Annotated in this window: 14 protein-coding genes; 7 read left to right on the top strand and 7 right to left on the bottom strand. The window is 68.8% G+C overall.

Annotated features, from left to right (window positions below; genetic code table 11):
* Positions 1-165: 165 nt before the first annotated feature.
* Positions 166-1,599: a polysaccharide deacetylase family protein gene (locus ACV7GQ_RS03875; RefSeq protein WP_470312240.1), complete on the top strand. Its 1,434-nt coding sequence runs from the start codon at positions 166-168 to the stop codon at positions 1,597-1,599.
* Here the strand turns inward: ACV7GQ_RS03875 and ACV7GQ_RS03870 are convergent.
* Both ACV7GQ_RS03870 and ACV7GQ_RS03865 read right to left on the bottom strand, forming a co-directional pair.
* A complete protein-coding gene (locus ACV7GQ_RS03870) occupies positions 1,596-3,845 on the bottom strand; it encodes an amino acid permease (RefSeq protein WP_470312239.1) in 2,250 nt (749 codons plus the stop codon). The genes ACV7GQ_RS03875 and ACV7GQ_RS03870 overlap by 4 nt on opposite strands.
* A complete protein-coding gene (locus ACV7GQ_RS03865; RefSeq protein WP_470312238.1) occupies positions 3,842-4,276 on the bottom strand; it encodes a universal stress protein in 435 nt (144 codons plus the stop codon). Before ACV7GQ_RS03865 ends, ACV7GQ_RS03870 begins: the two co-directional genes overlap by 4 nt.
* Before the next feature lie 189 nt (positions 4,277-4,465).
* Between ACV7GQ_RS03865 and trkA the strand changes: the two genes are divergently transcribed.
* Genes trkA through ACV7GQ_RS03850 form a run of 3 tightly spaced genes read left to right on the top strand, consistent with a single transcriptional unit; the run spans position 4,466 to position 7,763 of the window.
* A complete protein-coding gene (trkA, locus tag ACV7GQ_RS03860) occupies positions 4,466-5,797 on the top strand; it encodes a Trk system potassium transporter TrkA (protein WP_470312237.1) in 1,332 nt (443 codons plus the stop codon).
* Positions 5,798-5,799: 2 nt separating this feature from the next.
* A complete protein-coding gene (locus tag ACV7GQ_RS03855) occupies positions 5,800-7,371 on the top strand; it encodes a TrkH family potassium uptake protein (RefSeq protein WP_470312236.1) in 1,572 nt (523 codons plus the stop codon).
* Positions 7,372-7,415: 44 nt separating this feature from the next.
* Positions 7,416-7,763, top strand: coding sequence for a DUF7344 domain-containing protein (locus ACV7GQ_RS03850; RefSeq protein WP_470312235.1), 348 nt, complete (start codon positions 7,416-7,418; stop codon positions 7,761-7,763).
* A 5-nt stretch (positions 7,764-7,768) separates the two neighbouring features.
* Here ACV7GQ_RS03850 and ACV7GQ_RS03845 read toward each other — a convergent pair whose 3' ends face one another.
* Complete coding sequence (locus tag ACV7GQ_RS03845; RefSeq protein WP_470312234.1) at positions 7,769-9,304, bottom strand: TrkH family potassium uptake protein; 1,536 nt, start codon at positions 9,302-9,304, stop codon at positions 7,769-7,771.
* Between the two features lie 238 nt (positions 9,305-9,542).
* On the opposite strand from ACV7GQ_RS03845, the gene phoU (ACV7GQ_RS03840) reads away from it, so the two are divergent.
* A complete protein-coding gene (gene phoU / locus ACV7GQ_RS03840) occupies positions 9,543-10,211 on the top strand; it encodes a phosphate signaling complex protein PhoU (protein WP_470312233.1) in 669 nt (222 codons plus the stop codon).
* A 106-nt stretch (positions 10,212-10,317) separates the two neighbouring features.
* Positions 10,318-10,998, top strand: a complete 681-nt coding sequence (gene phoU / locus ACV7GQ_RS03835; protein WP_470312232.1) for a phosphate signaling complex protein PhoU — start codon at positions 10,318-10,320, stop codon at positions 10,996-10,998.
* Here the strand turns inward: phoU (ACV7GQ_RS03835) and ACV7GQ_RS03830 are convergent.
* The 4 genes from ACV7GQ_RS03830 to ACV7GQ_RS03815 all read right to left on the bottom strand — a co-directional run bounded on the left by ACV7GQ_RS03830 (position 10,992) and on the right by ACV7GQ_RS03815 (position 13,842).
* Positions 10,992-12,200, bottom strand: a complete 1,209-nt coding sequence (locus tag ACV7GQ_RS03830; protein ID WP_470312231.1) for a mechanosensitive ion channel family protein — start codon at positions 12,198-12,200, stop codon at positions 10,992-10,994. The genes phoU (ACV7GQ_RS03835) and ACV7GQ_RS03830 overlap by 7 nt on opposite strands.
* Before the next feature lie 62 nt (positions 12,201-12,262).
* Positions 12,263-12,973 (bottom strand): DNA repair and recombination protein RadB, encoded by a 711-nt coding sequence (gene radB, locus ACV7GQ_RS03825; protein ID WP_470312230.1) that lies wholly within the window; start codon positions 12,971-12,973, stop codon positions 12,263-12,265.
* Positions 12,974-13,018: 45 nt separating this feature from the next.
* Positions 13,019-13,579: a hypothetical protein gene (locus tag ACV7GQ_RS03820; RefSeq protein ID WP_470312229.1), complete on the bottom strand. Its 561-nt coding sequence runs from the start codon at positions 13,577-13,579 to the stop codon at positions 13,019-13,021.
* A gap of 83 nt (positions 13,580-13,662) precedes the next feature.
* Complete coding sequence (locus ACV7GQ_RS03815) at positions 13,663-13,842, bottom strand: hypothetical protein (RefSeq protein WP_470312228.1); 180 nt, start codon at positions 13,840-13,842, stop codon at positions 13,663-13,665.
* 85 nt (positions 13,843-13,927) lie between these two features.
* Between ACV7GQ_RS03815 and ACV7GQ_RS03810 the strand changes: the two genes are divergently transcribed.
* The gene (locus ACV7GQ_RS03810) at positions 13,928-14,230 is read left to right on the top strand and encodes a hypothetical protein (protein WP_470312227.1); all 303 of its coding nucleotides are present in this window, start codon (positions 13,928-13,930) and stop codon (positions 14,228-14,230) included.
* The last annotated feature ends 11 nt before the right edge of the window (positions 14,231-14,241 follow it).

Below are 14,241 nucleotides of genomic sequence, written 5' to 3'. Positions count from 1 at the left end.
AAGCGGAACCATCGGTGTCAGTAGGCCGGGCTTCACGTCGGTTTGTTATGGCCGCATTGTCAGGGTAAGCGGCGCTTTCCCGTCACCGGAGTAAACGCCGCGTAACGCCACCCCGGTGACAAAGCTCGCAATAACAATACCCGAATCACCGTTAGTCGGGGTCGAATGACCGACATCCCGCCGGTCTCGCGCCGAGCCGTACTGAAGCACGGGGCCGCGGCCCTCGCGCTCGCCAGCGGCGGTCGAACCCTCGGACGGGCACGCGCCCAGCAGCGCCACCCGTTGCTCACGACGGACTTCGAGAGCACGGACCGCTACGCCGACCCGGACGAGCGTCTCGACGACTTCGAGGAGTTGGACGCGTGGAGCGAGGACGAGGGGTCGCTGAGCGCCGACACGAGCGAGGTGTACCGCGGGTCACAGTCCGCGCGGCTCTCGACGCCCGCCAACAGCGACGCGGACGGACTCGCCATCAGCAGGGAGTTCGACGAACTGGACCTCTCGGACCGCGACCTCTCGCTCGCGCTCCGTCTGGGGGACCCGGACACCGAACAACTCGTCGTCGAGGTGGAGGACGAGGACGGCGACTACGTCGAGATGAACCGCCGGACCATCTCGCCGACGTACGGGTGGTTCCGCATCGACCTCGGGGTGACCGACGAGTCCGGCGACCCCGACCTCTCCTCTGTCGAGGAGATACGGATTCAATTCAACCGGGACTCCGACGCCCCGATGCTCGTCTGGCTGGACGACCTCGGGACGAGCCCGCGGGTCGACGGGGGCCGGGTCGTCCTCTCGTTCGACGACGGCGGCATCACCCAGTACACGCGTGCGCTCCCGATTCTGGAGTCGTACGGCTTCCCCGCCGTCGCGTGTGTCAACACCGGCCGAGTCGACCGCGACGACTACCTCGGGGAGTCCGAGATGCGCGAGATGCGGGCCGCCGGCTGGGAGATAGGGAGCCACACCGTCGACCACCTGGACCTCCCGGAGCTCTCGAACGAGGCGGCGCGGCGGCAGGTCGCAGAGGCCAAGCAGTGGCTCCTCGACCGGGGGTTCGAGGTCGGGTCGTCGATATTCACCTACCCGTGGAGCGGCACCTCGCCGCGCATCCGCAGCATCGTCAGCGACTACCACTATCTGGCGTTCACCGACGGCAGTATGCCACACGGCGCGCGGTTGACGGGGCCGCTCACCGTCGGCCGCGTGTTCGGCGAGAACCGCGACCAGGTCGAGGCGACGCTGGACCTCGCCGAGAAGTACGGCCAGACGGTCGTCCTGGCCTACCACCAGGTCGGGACGGGCGGCTGGATATCCGAGTCGGCCTTCCGGGAGACCATGACCGGCATCGCCGAACGCGGGCTCGACGTCATCAAACCCTCGACGATGTTGACGGAGTTGCTCGACCCGCCGGTGACCGAGATCGAACCGCTGTCGGTCCCCCGCGTCGTCGCCCGCGACGGCGACATCGGGCTCGCGGACGTCCAGCGGGCCGTCCACTGGAACGAGCAGGACGCCTACGTCCCGCGGACCAACGGGGAGAAGATGGACGACGAGACGCTGGAGGAGATACTCGCGATGTGGGAGAACGGCCGCTAGAACAGGCGTTCGAGCAGGCCGCGCTTCCGGTGTTTCTCCGCCAACAGCACCGAGCAGTCCACGTCGTCGACGAGGTCCATGACCAGCGACCCGGAGACGAGGCGACGGAGCAGGCCCTCCTCCGTCGCGCCGACGAGCAACAGCGTCGCGTCCTCGGCGGCCGTCGCGATGGCGGATTCGACGTCGCCCTCCTCGACGCGTATCTGGGCGTCGTCGAGACCGTGGTCGGCCGTCCACGTCCGGAGGAACTCTTCGGCGTCCGCCGGGTCGTCGTCGGTGACGTTGAGCACCGTCACCTCCGAGTCGTACTCGGCCTGGAGCATCTGTGCCACCGACGCCGAGAGGTCCGAGTCCGGCCCACCGGCGGTCGGGAGCAGGATGTGCGACGGGTCGAAGCCGCGGTCGCGCAGGACGAGGAAGTCACAGGGGACCGCCTCGGTGAGTTCGTCCATCGCGGACTCGGCGCGCCCGGGCGACCCGTGCGCGTCGGGGCCCCACCCCATCACGACGAGGCTCGCCGTGTGGGTCCGGGCCGCGTCGAAGATGGCCTCGAAGGACTTGTGCGAGATGATGGTGTGGGTCTCGACGTCGACGCCGAACGTCTCGGCGTCCTCGCGGGCCCGGTTCAGGAGGTGTTCGGACGTCTCGTCTATCTCGTCGGCCCGTTCGGCGGCGCCGGCCAGCGCCGTCTGGTCGGGCACGGTGACGATGTGGGTCGCGACGACGGTCCCGCCGCGCTGCTTGGCCAGCGCGCTGGCCAGCGTGATGAGGTCCTTCTCGTGTTCGGGGTTGGCCAGCGGCACCATCACGCGGTACTGGCCGCCGTCGGGCTGGACGCCCGCGGCGGCGCTGACGGCCGCGTCGGGCAGTTCCTCCGAGCGGGAGAGGATGTGCTCCGAGAGGATACCCTGCTTCTCGGTGCGGGTACGCGCGTAGAGGACGTACCAGAGTATCGCCGCGCCGGCGATACCGAACGAGAGCAACAGCGCGTCCGAGGCGACGAACGCCAGCAGGGCAAAGGAGAGCAGGCCGCCGAGAATCGGGAGCAGCGGGAACAGCGGGACGGTGAAGTCGGGGGCGTACTCCTCGGGGTTCACGTAGCGCATCACGACCAGCGCGCCGTTCAGCAGGCCGTAGATGATGAGGTGCAGCCCCGAGGCGGCCCCGGAGAGCAGCGTGATGTCGCCGACGACGATGAACAGCAGGATGAGGCCGCCCGTGATGCCGATGGCCCGGTACGGCGTGCCAAAGCGGGGGTGGATCTCGTTCAGCGCCGGCGTGACGATGCGGTCGCGCCCCATCGCGAAGTTGATGCGCGAGGACGCGAGGATGGAGGCGTTCGCCGAGGAGGCGGTGGCGAGCAGGCCGCCGAACAGGAGCGCGCCGCCCATCGCTGCGCCCTGCAGGTACTGGCCCACCTCGACGACGGCGATGGGGGCCGTCTCGCCCGGCGCGAGGTTCTCGTACAGGCCCGCGATGAACCCCTGCGGGACGGCCGCGCTCATGATGACCAGCACCAGCGCGTAGATGACCGTCACGAGGACGACGCTCCCGATGACCGCCCGCGGGAGGTTCTTCCCGGGGTCCTGTATCTCCTCGGCGACGCTCGTGATCTGGACGAAGCCCAGATAGGAGACGAAGATGAGACCCGTCGTCTCCAGGGTCGTGACGACGCTCCGGGCCTCCGGGAGGTTCTCGGGGGCGGCCCGGAGCGTGCCCAGCAGCGTGAACACGGCGAGGATGGCCACCAGCAGGATGACGATGGCGTTCTGCAGGCGCCCGGTCTCCTTCGCGCCGACGTAGTTGATGAAGACGAACAGCGCCGCGCCGGCCAGCGCCACCAGTTTGACGGCCGATATCGACACGGGGCCGACGCCGAGGGTCCCCGAAAGGCCGAAGATGCGGGCGATGTAGCGGCCGAACCCGACCATGTAGAACGCGCTCGCGAAGGCCAGTCCGAGCCAGTTGGCCCACCCGGCGACCGAGCCAAAGAGCGGCCCGAGCGCGTGGTTGACGTAGTAGTACGCCCCGCCGGAGCGCGGCATCGCCGTCCCGAGTTCGCTGGCCGACAGCGCGGTGAACATGGCGATGACGCCGCCGAGCACGAACGCGACGGAGGCCATCGACCCGGCCTTGATGATGGCGTCGCCGGGCAGGACGAAGATGCCCGCCCCGATCATGGTCCCGACGCCGATGGTCAGCGCGGCCAGCGGGCCGAGGTCCTTCGCGAGTTCCTCGTCACTCATGTCCCGTCCTCGGGGTCCTCGGCGTCTCCGTCGGCCGGGAGGACGACCACCGGCCGGTCGTTCTCCGTCACCAACCGCAGTGCGACGTCGCCCGTCGCGAGCTGGACGAGGCGGTTCCCGCCCCGCGGCGTGACGACGACGGCGGAGGCGTCGACGTCCTCGGCGGCGTCGAATATCGTCTCGACGACATCGGTGCCGTAGTAGATGTCCGTCTCGACGTCACCGAGGACGGCCCGCGCCGCCTCGAACATCTCCTGGGCCTCCAACTCCCGCTGTTCGACGCCCGCCTTGTCCGGCGCGCCGCCGGCCTTCTCCACGACGTGGACGAAGACGGCCTCGCCGTAGGACTGCCGTGCGAGCGCGCGAGCGGACGCCTCGGCGTCCGCTTCGCTCGCGACGGGGACGACGACCCGGTCGAGCAGGTCAGCCATGGCACCGTCCCCCCGTAGTTCGCCCGTGCTGTCGGCGGTCTGACGACGTAACCGTGGCTGGCCAATACATATCCCTTCCCAGTCGCGCAGAACCCTTAACCCTCACGTCTGCCCGGAGTCGGTGAGATGGAAATACACTTCACCCGGCCCGCAGAACGGGCCGGGTATGTACGACGCGGAGGGTCGCAGATGTACGTCGTAATCGTCGGCGCCGGTGAAGTCGGGTCGGCCATCGCGGGGAGTCTGGCCGACACACACGAGGTGGCCGTCATCGACATCGACGGCGACCGGGTCGAGGAACTCGTCTACGACGTCGACGTACTGGGCGTCGAGGGCGACGGCGCGGACCTCTCGACGCTGGAGGACGCCAACGTCGAACGGGCCGACATCATCATCGCCAGCACCGACGACGACGAGACGAACATCGTCACCTGTGGCACCGCCATGACAGTGACGGACGCGTTCACCATCTCCCGGGTCAAGAGCGCGAAGTTCCTCCGGACGTGGCAGCAGTCCGAGCGCGCCTTCGGCGTCGACCACATGGTCGCGACGAACCTGTTGACAGCAGAGACCATCACGCGGGTCGTCGGACTGCCGGCCGCACAGGACGTCGAGACGTTCGCCGACGGCCTCGTCCAGATGGCCGAGTTCGAGATAGCCGAGTCGAGCCCCGTCGCCGACCAGACGGTCCAGGAGGCCGACCGCTACGAGTCGCTCACGTTCGCGGCCATCCTCCGGGACGACGACGTCGTCATCCCGCGCGGGGAGACGGTCCTCGAACCGGGCGACGACGTCATCGTCATCGGCAGCCAGGAGAGCGTCCACACCTTCGCCCACGAGATAGCGCCCGACGTCGACGGCGCGCGGAACGTCCTCGTCGTCGGCGGGAGCGACGTCGGCTACCACACCGCACGGCTACTGCAGGACCGGGGGCTGAAGCCGCGACTCGTCGAGCAGGACCACGACCGCGCCCGCGAGCTCGCCGAGGAGCTCGACGGGACCACCGTCCTGGAGAGCGACGCGACCGACCGGGAGTTCCTCGAACGCGAACACGTCGCCGACGTGGACATCGTCGTCGCGGCGCTGGACAACGACGAGAAGAACCTGCTGGCGAGCCTGCTGGCGAAACGCCTCGGCGCGAACCGCGCCGTCGCCGTCGTCGACTCGGGTGCGTACGTCCCCCTGTTCGAGGCCGTCGGCGTCGACGTGGCCGTCAACCCGCGCGAGGCGACCGCCGAGGAGATAACGCGGTTCACCCGCGAACATCAGGCCGAGAACGTCGCCATCATCGAGTCCGACCGCGCGGAGGTGCTGGAGATAGAGGTCGGGGCCGAGAGCGTCCTCGCGGACCGCCCCATCCGGGAGTCGGTCACCGACCTCCCGGACGGAGTCGTCATCGGCGCCATCACCCGCGCGGGCGAACTCGTCATCCCGCGCGGTGACACCGTCATCCAGCAGGGCGACCACGTCGTCCTGTTCGTCGACGCCGAGTCGCTCGAAGCCGCCAGCGCCGTCCTCTGACCATGCTCGGGACGACGGCGCAGTCACGCACCCTCCGCGTCGACTGGCGAGCGGCGGTGTCGCTGGTCGGGAGCGTCGTCAAGTACCTCTCGGTGGCGATGCTCGCGCCGATGCTGCTGGCGCTGTACTACGGGGAGGACGTGGGCGTCTTCGGCGTCACCATCGTCCTGACCGTCTTCGGCGGCATCGCCCTCGAGCGCCTCGACGCGGACCCGGACCTCGGAGCGCGGGAGGCGTTCCTGATGGTGTCGCTCACGTGGCTCGCGGTCACCGTCGTCGGCGCCGTCCCCTACGTACTGGCGGGGATGGGGACCGAGTCGACGCTCGCGAACCCCGTCAACGCCCTCTTCGAGTCCATGTCGGGGTTCACGACGACGGGGGCGACGGTCATGGGGAGCATCGGGTTCGAACGGCACTCCCACGCGCTGTTGCTGTGGCGGCAGTTGACCCAGTGGCTCGGCGGCATGGGTATCGTCGTCCTCGCCGTCGCCATCCTGCCGGAGCTCTCCGTCGGGGGCGCCCAGCTGATGGACGCCGAGGCCCCCGGCCCCGGCATCGAGAAGCTCACGCCCCGCATCGCCGAGACGGCCCGCGCGCTGTGGCTGGCGTACCTCGGGTTCACCGTCCTCGAGTTCCTGCTCCTCTACGGGCTGCACCTGACCGGGTTCGCGCCGAACATGGACCTGTACAACGCTATTGCCCACCCGCTGACGACGATGCCGACCGGCGGGTTCTCGCCGGCCGCCCGCTCAATCGAGGCGTTCTCGGCGGCGGTGCAGTGGGTCGTCATCCCGTTCATGGTCGTCGCCGGCACCAACTTCGCGCTCATCTGGCGGGCCACCCAGGGGAACCTCGGCGTGTTCCGCGAGGACAGCGAGTTCCGGTTCTACGCCGGCGTGATGGCCGCGCTGTCGGCCGTCATCGCCGGCCTGCTGTTCGCGGGCCTCGGCCCCGGCCTCGCGTCGCTGCCCGAGCAGGTCCTCCCCATCGGCGGGAGCGCGGAGCGGTCGCTCCGGCACGCGACGTTCCAGGTCACCTCCATCGTCACGACGACGGGGTACGCCTCGATGGACTTCAACACGTGGAGCGACGCCACGAAGTACCTTCTCCTGTTCGGGATGTTCGTCGGCGGGTCCGCCGGGTCGACGGGCGGGGCCATCAAGATGGTCCGGTGGCTCGTCATCCTGAAGTCGCTCCGCCGGGAGCTGTTCACGACGATTCACCCGGAGGCGGTCTCGCCGGTCAGGCTCGGCGGTCGCGTCCTCGACGAGCGAGCGCTCCGCGGCATCTACGCCTTCACGCTCCTGTATCTGGTCATCTTCTTCGTCAGCGTCGCCGTCGTCTTCGTCGACTGCGCCCGCGTCGGCTACTCGCTGTCCGTCCTCGAGGTGATGTCCGCCGTCGCCGCGACGCTTGGCAACGTCGGGCCGGGATTCGGCGCCGTCGGGCCGATGAACGGCTACACGGGCTTCGCGTGGACCAGTAAGGTGTACATGATTTTCCTGATGTGGGCCGGACGGCTGGAGATCCTGCCAGTGTTCGTGCTGTTGACGCGGGCCTACTGGCGCTCCTGACTGTGCGGTAACATTTATTAGGAATGTCGTTAAATTGTTACTTTGTGTTGGGGGCATCGTCGGTGTTCGAACTGTTAGCAGCGGACTACCGGCGGCAGATACTGCTCACGCTCTGCGATTCGGAGTCCGTCGAGCTCCCAGAGGCAATTCTGACGCGTGGCGCCAGTGCCGAGAGCCGGCCCGCGGTGGCCGGTGATGGAGCGACGGCGACGGACTCGACGGTCGCCATCGAACTGTACCACAACCACCTCCCGAAACTGGCAGACGCTGGCGTCGTCGAGTGGGACCGCGACACCGGCGTCGTCACGCGCGGCCCGGCGTTCGAGCAGATAGAACCCGTCGTCTGTCTGCTCGCCGAGAACGAGGAGTGCGTCCCCGGCGAGCTGTTCTGAGCGAGTCAGCGCCGCCAGAACGAGCGCGTGAACACGACCAGGACCGTGATTATCTCCAGTCGCCCGGCCCACATCAGGAGGATCATCACCACCTTCGTCGTGTCCGGCAGCATCAGGTACGACCCGAACGGCCCGAGTCGGCCGAACGCCGGGCCGATGTTGCCGATAGCCGCCAGGCTCGCACCGACGGCCTCCATCGGCGTGAGCGCGATACCGACGCGGGCGGCGTCTAAGATGATGAACACCGCCGCCACGCCGAACAGCAGCAGATAGAGCAGCGTGAACCCGACGACGCCCCGTATCGCCTCCTCGTCGACGACGACGTCCCCGAGTCTGACCGGCGAGACGGCGTCCGGGTGGCTCGCGTGGAACAGTTCCCGCCGGAGCGTCTTCAGGACGATGAGCCAGCGGACGACCTTGACACCGCCGCCGGTGGACCCGGCGGACCCGCCGACGAACATCACCAGTAGCAAGACGAGTTGGCTGTGGGCCTCCCACTGTGCGAAGTCGCTGGTGGCGTACCCGGTCGAGTTCATCAGCGACCCGACCTGGAACGCGGCCTGCCGCAGGGCGTTCTCCAGTGCGCCCTCCGTGGTCCCGCCGATGGCGAGCGTCGGGGCCGCGCCGGAGAACAGGAGGCCGAACAGGACGGCGGTGAAGACGGCCGTCGCGCCCGCGTAGGCCCGGAACTCGGTATCCTCGAAGACGGCCCTCACCTCGCCGTCGAAGAGGTACCAGAACAGCGCGAAGTTGGTGCCGGCGACGACCATGAACGGGATTATGACCCACTGCACCGCCGCCGAGAAGGCGGCGATGCTCTCGGCCTTCGTCGAGAAGCCGCCGGTCGGGAGCGTCGAGAACGCGTGGGCGATAGCGTTGTACAGGTCCATGTTCGGCGCGAACCCGGTCAGGTGCAGGCTATAGAGGAGGACGGCCAGCAACACCGTGAACGCGAAGTACGCCTGCCAGAGGATGCGCGCCGTCTCGCTGATGCGCGGCGTGAGTTTCTCCAGCGTCGGCCCGGGGGCCTCCTCGCTGATGAGCTGCGCGCCGTTGACCGCCAGTTCGGGCAGGATGGCGACCATCAGGACGATGATGCCCATGCCGCCGAGCCACTGGGTGACCTGCCGCCACATCATGATGGCGTGCGAGTGGGCGCCGACGCTGATGTCGCCCATCACGGTCGCGCCGGTGGTCGAGAACCCGGACATCGACTCGAAGAGGGCGTTGACGGGATGGGCGAGCGTCGACTCGGTGCCCATCCCCGCCAGTACGTAGGGGACGGCGCCGACGACGGCGACGACGAACCACGTGAGCGCGACGAACAGGAGCGCCTCGCGCTCCCGGAGTTCGGTCCCGGGGTCCAGTTGCTCGACGGCCAGTCCGAGCAGGACGGTGCCGACGATGGCGACGCCGAAGACGCCCGCGTCCTCGCCGTACACCAGCGCGACGACCAGCGGCACGAGCATCGCCACCGAGAGGTACTTCACGACGGTGCCGGTGAGCGCGACGCTCTTGCGCCAGTCGACGATGGTGTTCATCTGTCGACCCCAGTGGCGTCGACGCGCGAGCTCTCCGTCCCTGTGTGACGCCGTCGCCCCGACCCCACCAGTCGGCCCGACGGCGCCGCGACGCCCGTGTCACCGGTCATCCGTTTCATCGTGTGGTGGCGAGGGGAGCCTATTAAAACTGCCAGAGTCGCCAGCGGTCCGAGCCACGCTGGACCGCAGGCCCCGCCACCGACACGCTAAACCGACGCGCACACCACATCACGAACGGATGCCGCGCGACGCCTTCGAGGACAGGCTCGGCCGCCTCCGGGCCGACGTGGCCGCTCTCGGCACCGACGTCGTCGACCGGCTCGACCGCGCCACGACGGCCTACGAGCGGCGCGACCCGGCGATGGGGCGGGCCGTGGCGACGACGGACGACGCCGTCAACGAGCGGTATCTCGCGCTCGAACGGGACTGTATCGACCTGCTGGCGCTGTACCAGCCGGTCGCCTCGGACCTCCGCGTGGTCGTCGCGTCGTTCAAGATACTCACCGACGTCGAACGGGTCGCCGACCTCGCGGCCAACCTCGGTGGGTACGTCGAGGCGATGGAGTCGGACACCATCCCGAACGTCCCCATCGCCGACATCGCCGACATGGCGCTGGCCCAGCTCGACGGCGCGCTGACCGCCTACGAAGACGGCGACGCCGAGCGCTGCCGCGAGGTGGCGGCCGCCGACACCGACCTGGACCAGCGCTGTGGGGCCGCCGCCGACGACCTCGTCCGGACCCTGGCGCGCCACTCCCCGGCCGACGGGGACACCGAGGCGCTGCTGGCCGACACCAAGCGCTACCTCCTGACGGTCCGCGACCTGGAGCGGGTCGGCGACCACGCCGTCAACGTCGCCGCCCGCACGCTGTACATGGTGACGGGGAGCCACGACCTCGTCTACTGACCGCGCCGTCGCCGGTGGCGGCGACTACCGGGAGCTACGTAGCTCTCGGGAGGCGTATATTACGAGAAGGGAAAGGCTGATACGCCCGGCCGGGGGAGTCCCGACCATGCCACGCGAATCGTATCAGGAGCTCCTCGAATCGCTCCGCGAGGACGTCCTCTACATGTCCGAAGTCGTCCTCGACCGGTTGCGACTGGGGCTCTCCGCCCTCGAACAGAAAGACGAGGAGATGGCCTGGCAGGTCATCGACGGCGACGACGAGATCAACCAGCTGTATCTCGACCTCGAGCAGGACTGTATCGACCTGCTGGCCCTCCAGCAGCCGGTCGCCTCGGACCTCCGGTTCATCGCCGCGTCGTTCAAGATCATCACCGACCTCGAGCGCATCGGCGACCTCGCGACCAACCTCGGCGAGTACTCGCTGGAGGCCGAACGCGACGTGTTCCCGGAGGTCGACATCCAGGAGGTCGCCGAGGTCGTCATCGGGATGGTCGAGAACGCGATGGACGCCTACGACCGCGAGGACCCCGACCTCTGTTACACCATCGCCGACACCGACGACGAGGTCGACGAGCGCTGTGAGACGGCCTCCGAGACGGTCGTCCGGGACCTCATCGAACGCGAGATAGACGCCGACTCCAGCGACGAGGACATCGAGCAGCTGATGGCCGACGTCTCGCGCCTGCTGCTGACGATTCGGGACATCGAGCGGGTCGGCGACCACGCCGTCAACATCGCCGCCCGCACGCTGTACATGGTCGAGAACGACGACGACCTCATCTACTGACTGCGCTCGAACTGCTCGGCGGTCGGCCGGGGGGACCCGGTGCCGTCGCCGTCGGCGACCTGAAACCCGCCGGACTCCTCGCGACCGAGGAGTTCGCGCTGCGGGAACGGGATCTTGATACCCGCCTCGTCCAGCGCCGCTTTCACCTCGCGGACGACGGCAGCCGTCGTCATCGCTCGCTTGGCGGCGCTCGGGTGGTCGATCCAGAACCGACACTCCAGCACGACGGCCGAGTCGCCGAACGACTTCGGGACGACCTGTGGCGTCGGGTTCGAGAGGACTCCCGAGACGTCGTCGAGAACGTCGGCGATGAGGGCCTCGGCCGCCTCGACGTCGGTGTCGTAGTCGACGCCCACGTCCACCGACAGGCGGAGGCGTTCGAGACTCGTCCGGTTGGTCACCGTCGCGTTCGAGACGACATCGTTCGGGATGACGATCTCCTCGCCGGCGGCGTTGCGCATCCGCGTGTTGATTATCGTGATGTCCGTGACGATGCCCTCGTCGCCGTCGATGGCCACCCAGTCGCCGATCTCGAACGGTCGGGCGAACATCAGCACGAACCCGGCGATGAGCGACCCGATGGTCGACCGGGCGGCCGTCCCGACGACGATGCCGAGGAAGCCGGCACCGACGGCCAGACTCCCCAGCGGGACGCCCCAGACGGTCAGCGTGGCGAGCCCCGCCGCCAGCAACACGACGATCTGGAGGACCCGGAAGACGATGCCCTGCTGGTGCTGGTTCAGGGCGTCGGACTCCTCGGCGTACTGCTCGATGGCCGTCTCAAGGACGTCGATGCCGGCCAGCGTCCCACCGACGAGGACGATGGTCGCGAGCCCCTGGGCCAGCGTCGGAATCAGGCCGGCCATCGTCGTCACCGCCACGGCCGCGAGGTCGACGAACCCCCAGACGACCAGCACCGCGAGGACGGCGCCCAGCAGCACCGCGAACTGGAGGGTCCGGACCAGGGCCGTGACGGGCAGCCGCCAGTCGAACTCCGGCGGCTCGAACGGCACCCTGTCGCTCCCGAACACGAGGTACTTCACCGACCGGTGGACGGTCCCGACGACCCGCGGCGCGAGGACGATGGCCGTCACGAGCGCCGCGAGCAACAGTACGACTGTCGCCGCCACCCGTGCCTCCGTGGTGACGAACCCCTCCAGAAACGCCCTGAGATCGGCGACGTAGTTCACGACTATCCGCATCGGCGTCCCTCTCGCTTAAAAATCCGTCCGTCACGCTATCAGACACTGAAACCGGTCGTCGCTCAGCGCGGCGTCTCGACCGCGTCGTCGCCGACGAGGCCGTCGTCGGTGATGCTGAACTGGACGGTGTCGCCGGCGGGTTTCGCGCGGTGCTTCTCCAGCGTGGCGCGGCGGTTGCCGCCCCGGAACCGGTCGAGTCGGAGGATGGCGCCCGACCAGTGGTTCAGCGTGTGCCCGCCCAGCGCCGTCGACCGGTCGCTGTCGGGGTCGGTGAACACCTGGTTCGTGAACAGGACCGCGAGGTCGTGCTTGCGGGCCAGCGAGAGGAGGTGGGTTATCTGTCTGGCCACGTCACGGAGCGTCTCGCCGCCGTCCGCGTCGTCGCGTCGCAGTCGGTAGAAGCCCGTGGCGCTGTCCAGCACGATCAGCTCGATCTCGGCCGCGAACTCGGCGGCGTCCTGCACGGCCTCGGTCTGCTCGTCGTAGTCGTACACCTCCGAGACGATGAGACGGCCGGCGAGGTCGTCGACCGTCTGGTCGGTCCCGGCGGCGCGCCCGCGGGCTATCTGTTCCATGCGGTCGGGCGAGAGCCCTTCCGTGTCGACGTAGAGTGCAGCGTCGCCGTCGGCGGCGACGTCCAGCGCCGCGGACAGCGCGAGGTTCGTCTTCCCGGCCGCCGGCGGCCCGTACACCTGCGTGACGGCGCCGCGCTCCAGTCCCCCTCCCAACAGCTCGTCCAGCGGGTCACAGCCGGTCGAGACGTGGTCGCTCACGCTGCCGTCTTCGACGCGTTCGGATAAAAACGCTCGCACCTGTGGTCAGTCGAGATACCGGGCGACCGCGCTCTCGAGGACGTCCGGGTCGTCCACGTCCGCGAGTGCTAGCCTGACGTCGACTCGCCACGGGCGACGGAGCACCAGCGCGTCGTCGGTTCGGACGTAGCCGTCGAACGCCGACCACGGAAACAGGCGTCTCGCGACCGGAATCCGGTGTTCGAGCCCCGCGTCGGTGACGGCGTAGGCGTGTTCCTCGCCGCCAGTGCCGAGGACGATGCCGACGGGAAAGAGTATCTGTGACCCGAGACGGAGCCAGAACCGGTCCGTGAGCAGGCCGGCGACGAACCCCACGGCGGCGACTGTCACGAGGGTCCCGGCGACGTACAGCAATCGGCGCCGTGCCCGTTCCGGCCACCCGGCGGTGAACGTACAGTCCGTCGCGGCGTCGGCGGTGACTGTGTCCGTGTATCGCGTCCGGGCCATCACGCCCAGTGCGAACCCGAGTAGCATCGCGAACAGGCCGAAGAAGAACGCGAGGACGCCGGCGACGCCGGTCGCGCCGAGCGAGGCGAACCCGACGAGCGCGTACCCGGCCGGGACCACAACCGGTACCCACCGGGCGACGGTCCGGCCGAGGCGGACTGGGAGCGTGGGCCATCGAGCGCTCGTGAGCCACCCCAGCCCAGTCACGGCGACGAACGTGACGAGGACGACGCCGTAGGCCCACCGGACGACGGCGAGACGAGTCGGTCGACGGCGAGGACGACGGGCGGGGCGGCGAGCAGTGCGAGGTAGCCGCCGACGACGACGCCGAAGAGCGGGTCAGCGTCCCGCTGCGAACCGTCACTGCCGGTGGAGGGCGACATAGGGTCTCCTTCGGTGCCACGACAAAAAACGGTCGGTGGTCAGGTGGCCGCCACGCTTTTTCCGGCCTTGTCCGAACCGTGGCGCATGCCCTCCGAGGACCCCCGAGAACTGCTGTCGTACGCGACTGGACCGACCTTCCGCCGACTGTACGCCGTCGTGGTCGCCGGACTGCTCCTGTTCGACCTGACCGTCGACCCGTATCCGATACTGAACGTCGCACACGCACTCGGTGCGGGCGTCCTGCCAGGAGTCCTCGCGACCGTGTTCGCCGCGCTGGGCCTCGTCGTCGACGTCGTGGCTATCGCGCTCGTACTCGTCGGTGGCGTCGCCGTCCTCCGGAAAGTGGTCGTCGACGCCCGGTCCGGCACCACGACCCAGCACTCGTAAGTGGGTACCCG

Source organism: Haloarcula sp. MBLA0163, assembly GCF_055632435.1.
Note: the sequence above shows the minus strand (reverse complement) of the source record. Positions and strands in the feature narration are given on the sequence as shown.

Coding starts and splice junctions, on each gene's coding strand:
- ACV7GQ_RS03875 (WP_470312240.1), top strand. CDS start 166: ATGACCGACATCCCGCCGGTCTCGCGCCGAGCCGTACTGAAGCACGGG.
- ACV7GQ_RS03870 (WP_470312239.1), bottom strand. CDS start 3,845: ATGAGTGACGAGGAACTCGCGAAGGACCTCGGCCCGCTGGCCGCGCTG.
- ACV7GQ_RS03865 (WP_470312238.1), bottom strand. CDS start 4,276: ATGGCTGACCTGCTCGACCGGGTCGTCGTCCCCGTCGCGAGCGAAGCG.
- trkA (WP_470312237.1), top strand. CDS start 4,466: ATGTACGTCGTAATCGTCGGCGCCGGTGAAGTCGGGTCGGCCATCGCG.
- ACV7GQ_RS03855 (WP_470312236.1), top strand. CDS start 5,800: ATGCTCGGGACGACGGCGCAGTCACGCACCCTCCGCGTCGACTGGCGA.
- ACV7GQ_RS03845 (WP_470312234.1), bottom strand. CDS start 9,304: ATGAACACCATCGTCGACTGGCGCAAGAGCGTCGCGCTCACCGGCACC.
- phoU (WP_470312233.1), top strand. CDS start 9,543: ATGCCGCGCGACGCCTTCGAGGACAGGCTCGGCCGCCTCCGGGCCGAC.
- phoU (WP_470312232.1), top strand. CDS start 10,318: ATGCCACGCGAATCGTATCAGGAGCTCCTCGAATCGCTCCGCGAGGAC.
- ACV7GQ_RS03830 (WP_470312231.1), bottom strand. CDS start 12,200: ATGCGGATAGTCGTGAACTACGTCGCCGATCTCAGGGCGTTTCTGGAG.
- ACV7GQ_RS03815 (WP_470312228.1), bottom strand. CDS start 13,842: ATGTCGCCCTCCACCGGCAGTGACGGTTCGCAGCGGGACGCTGACCCG.
- ACV7GQ_RS03810 (WP_470312227.1), top strand. CDS start 13,928: ATGCCCTCCGAGGACCCCCGAGAACTGCTGTCGTACGCGACTGGACCG.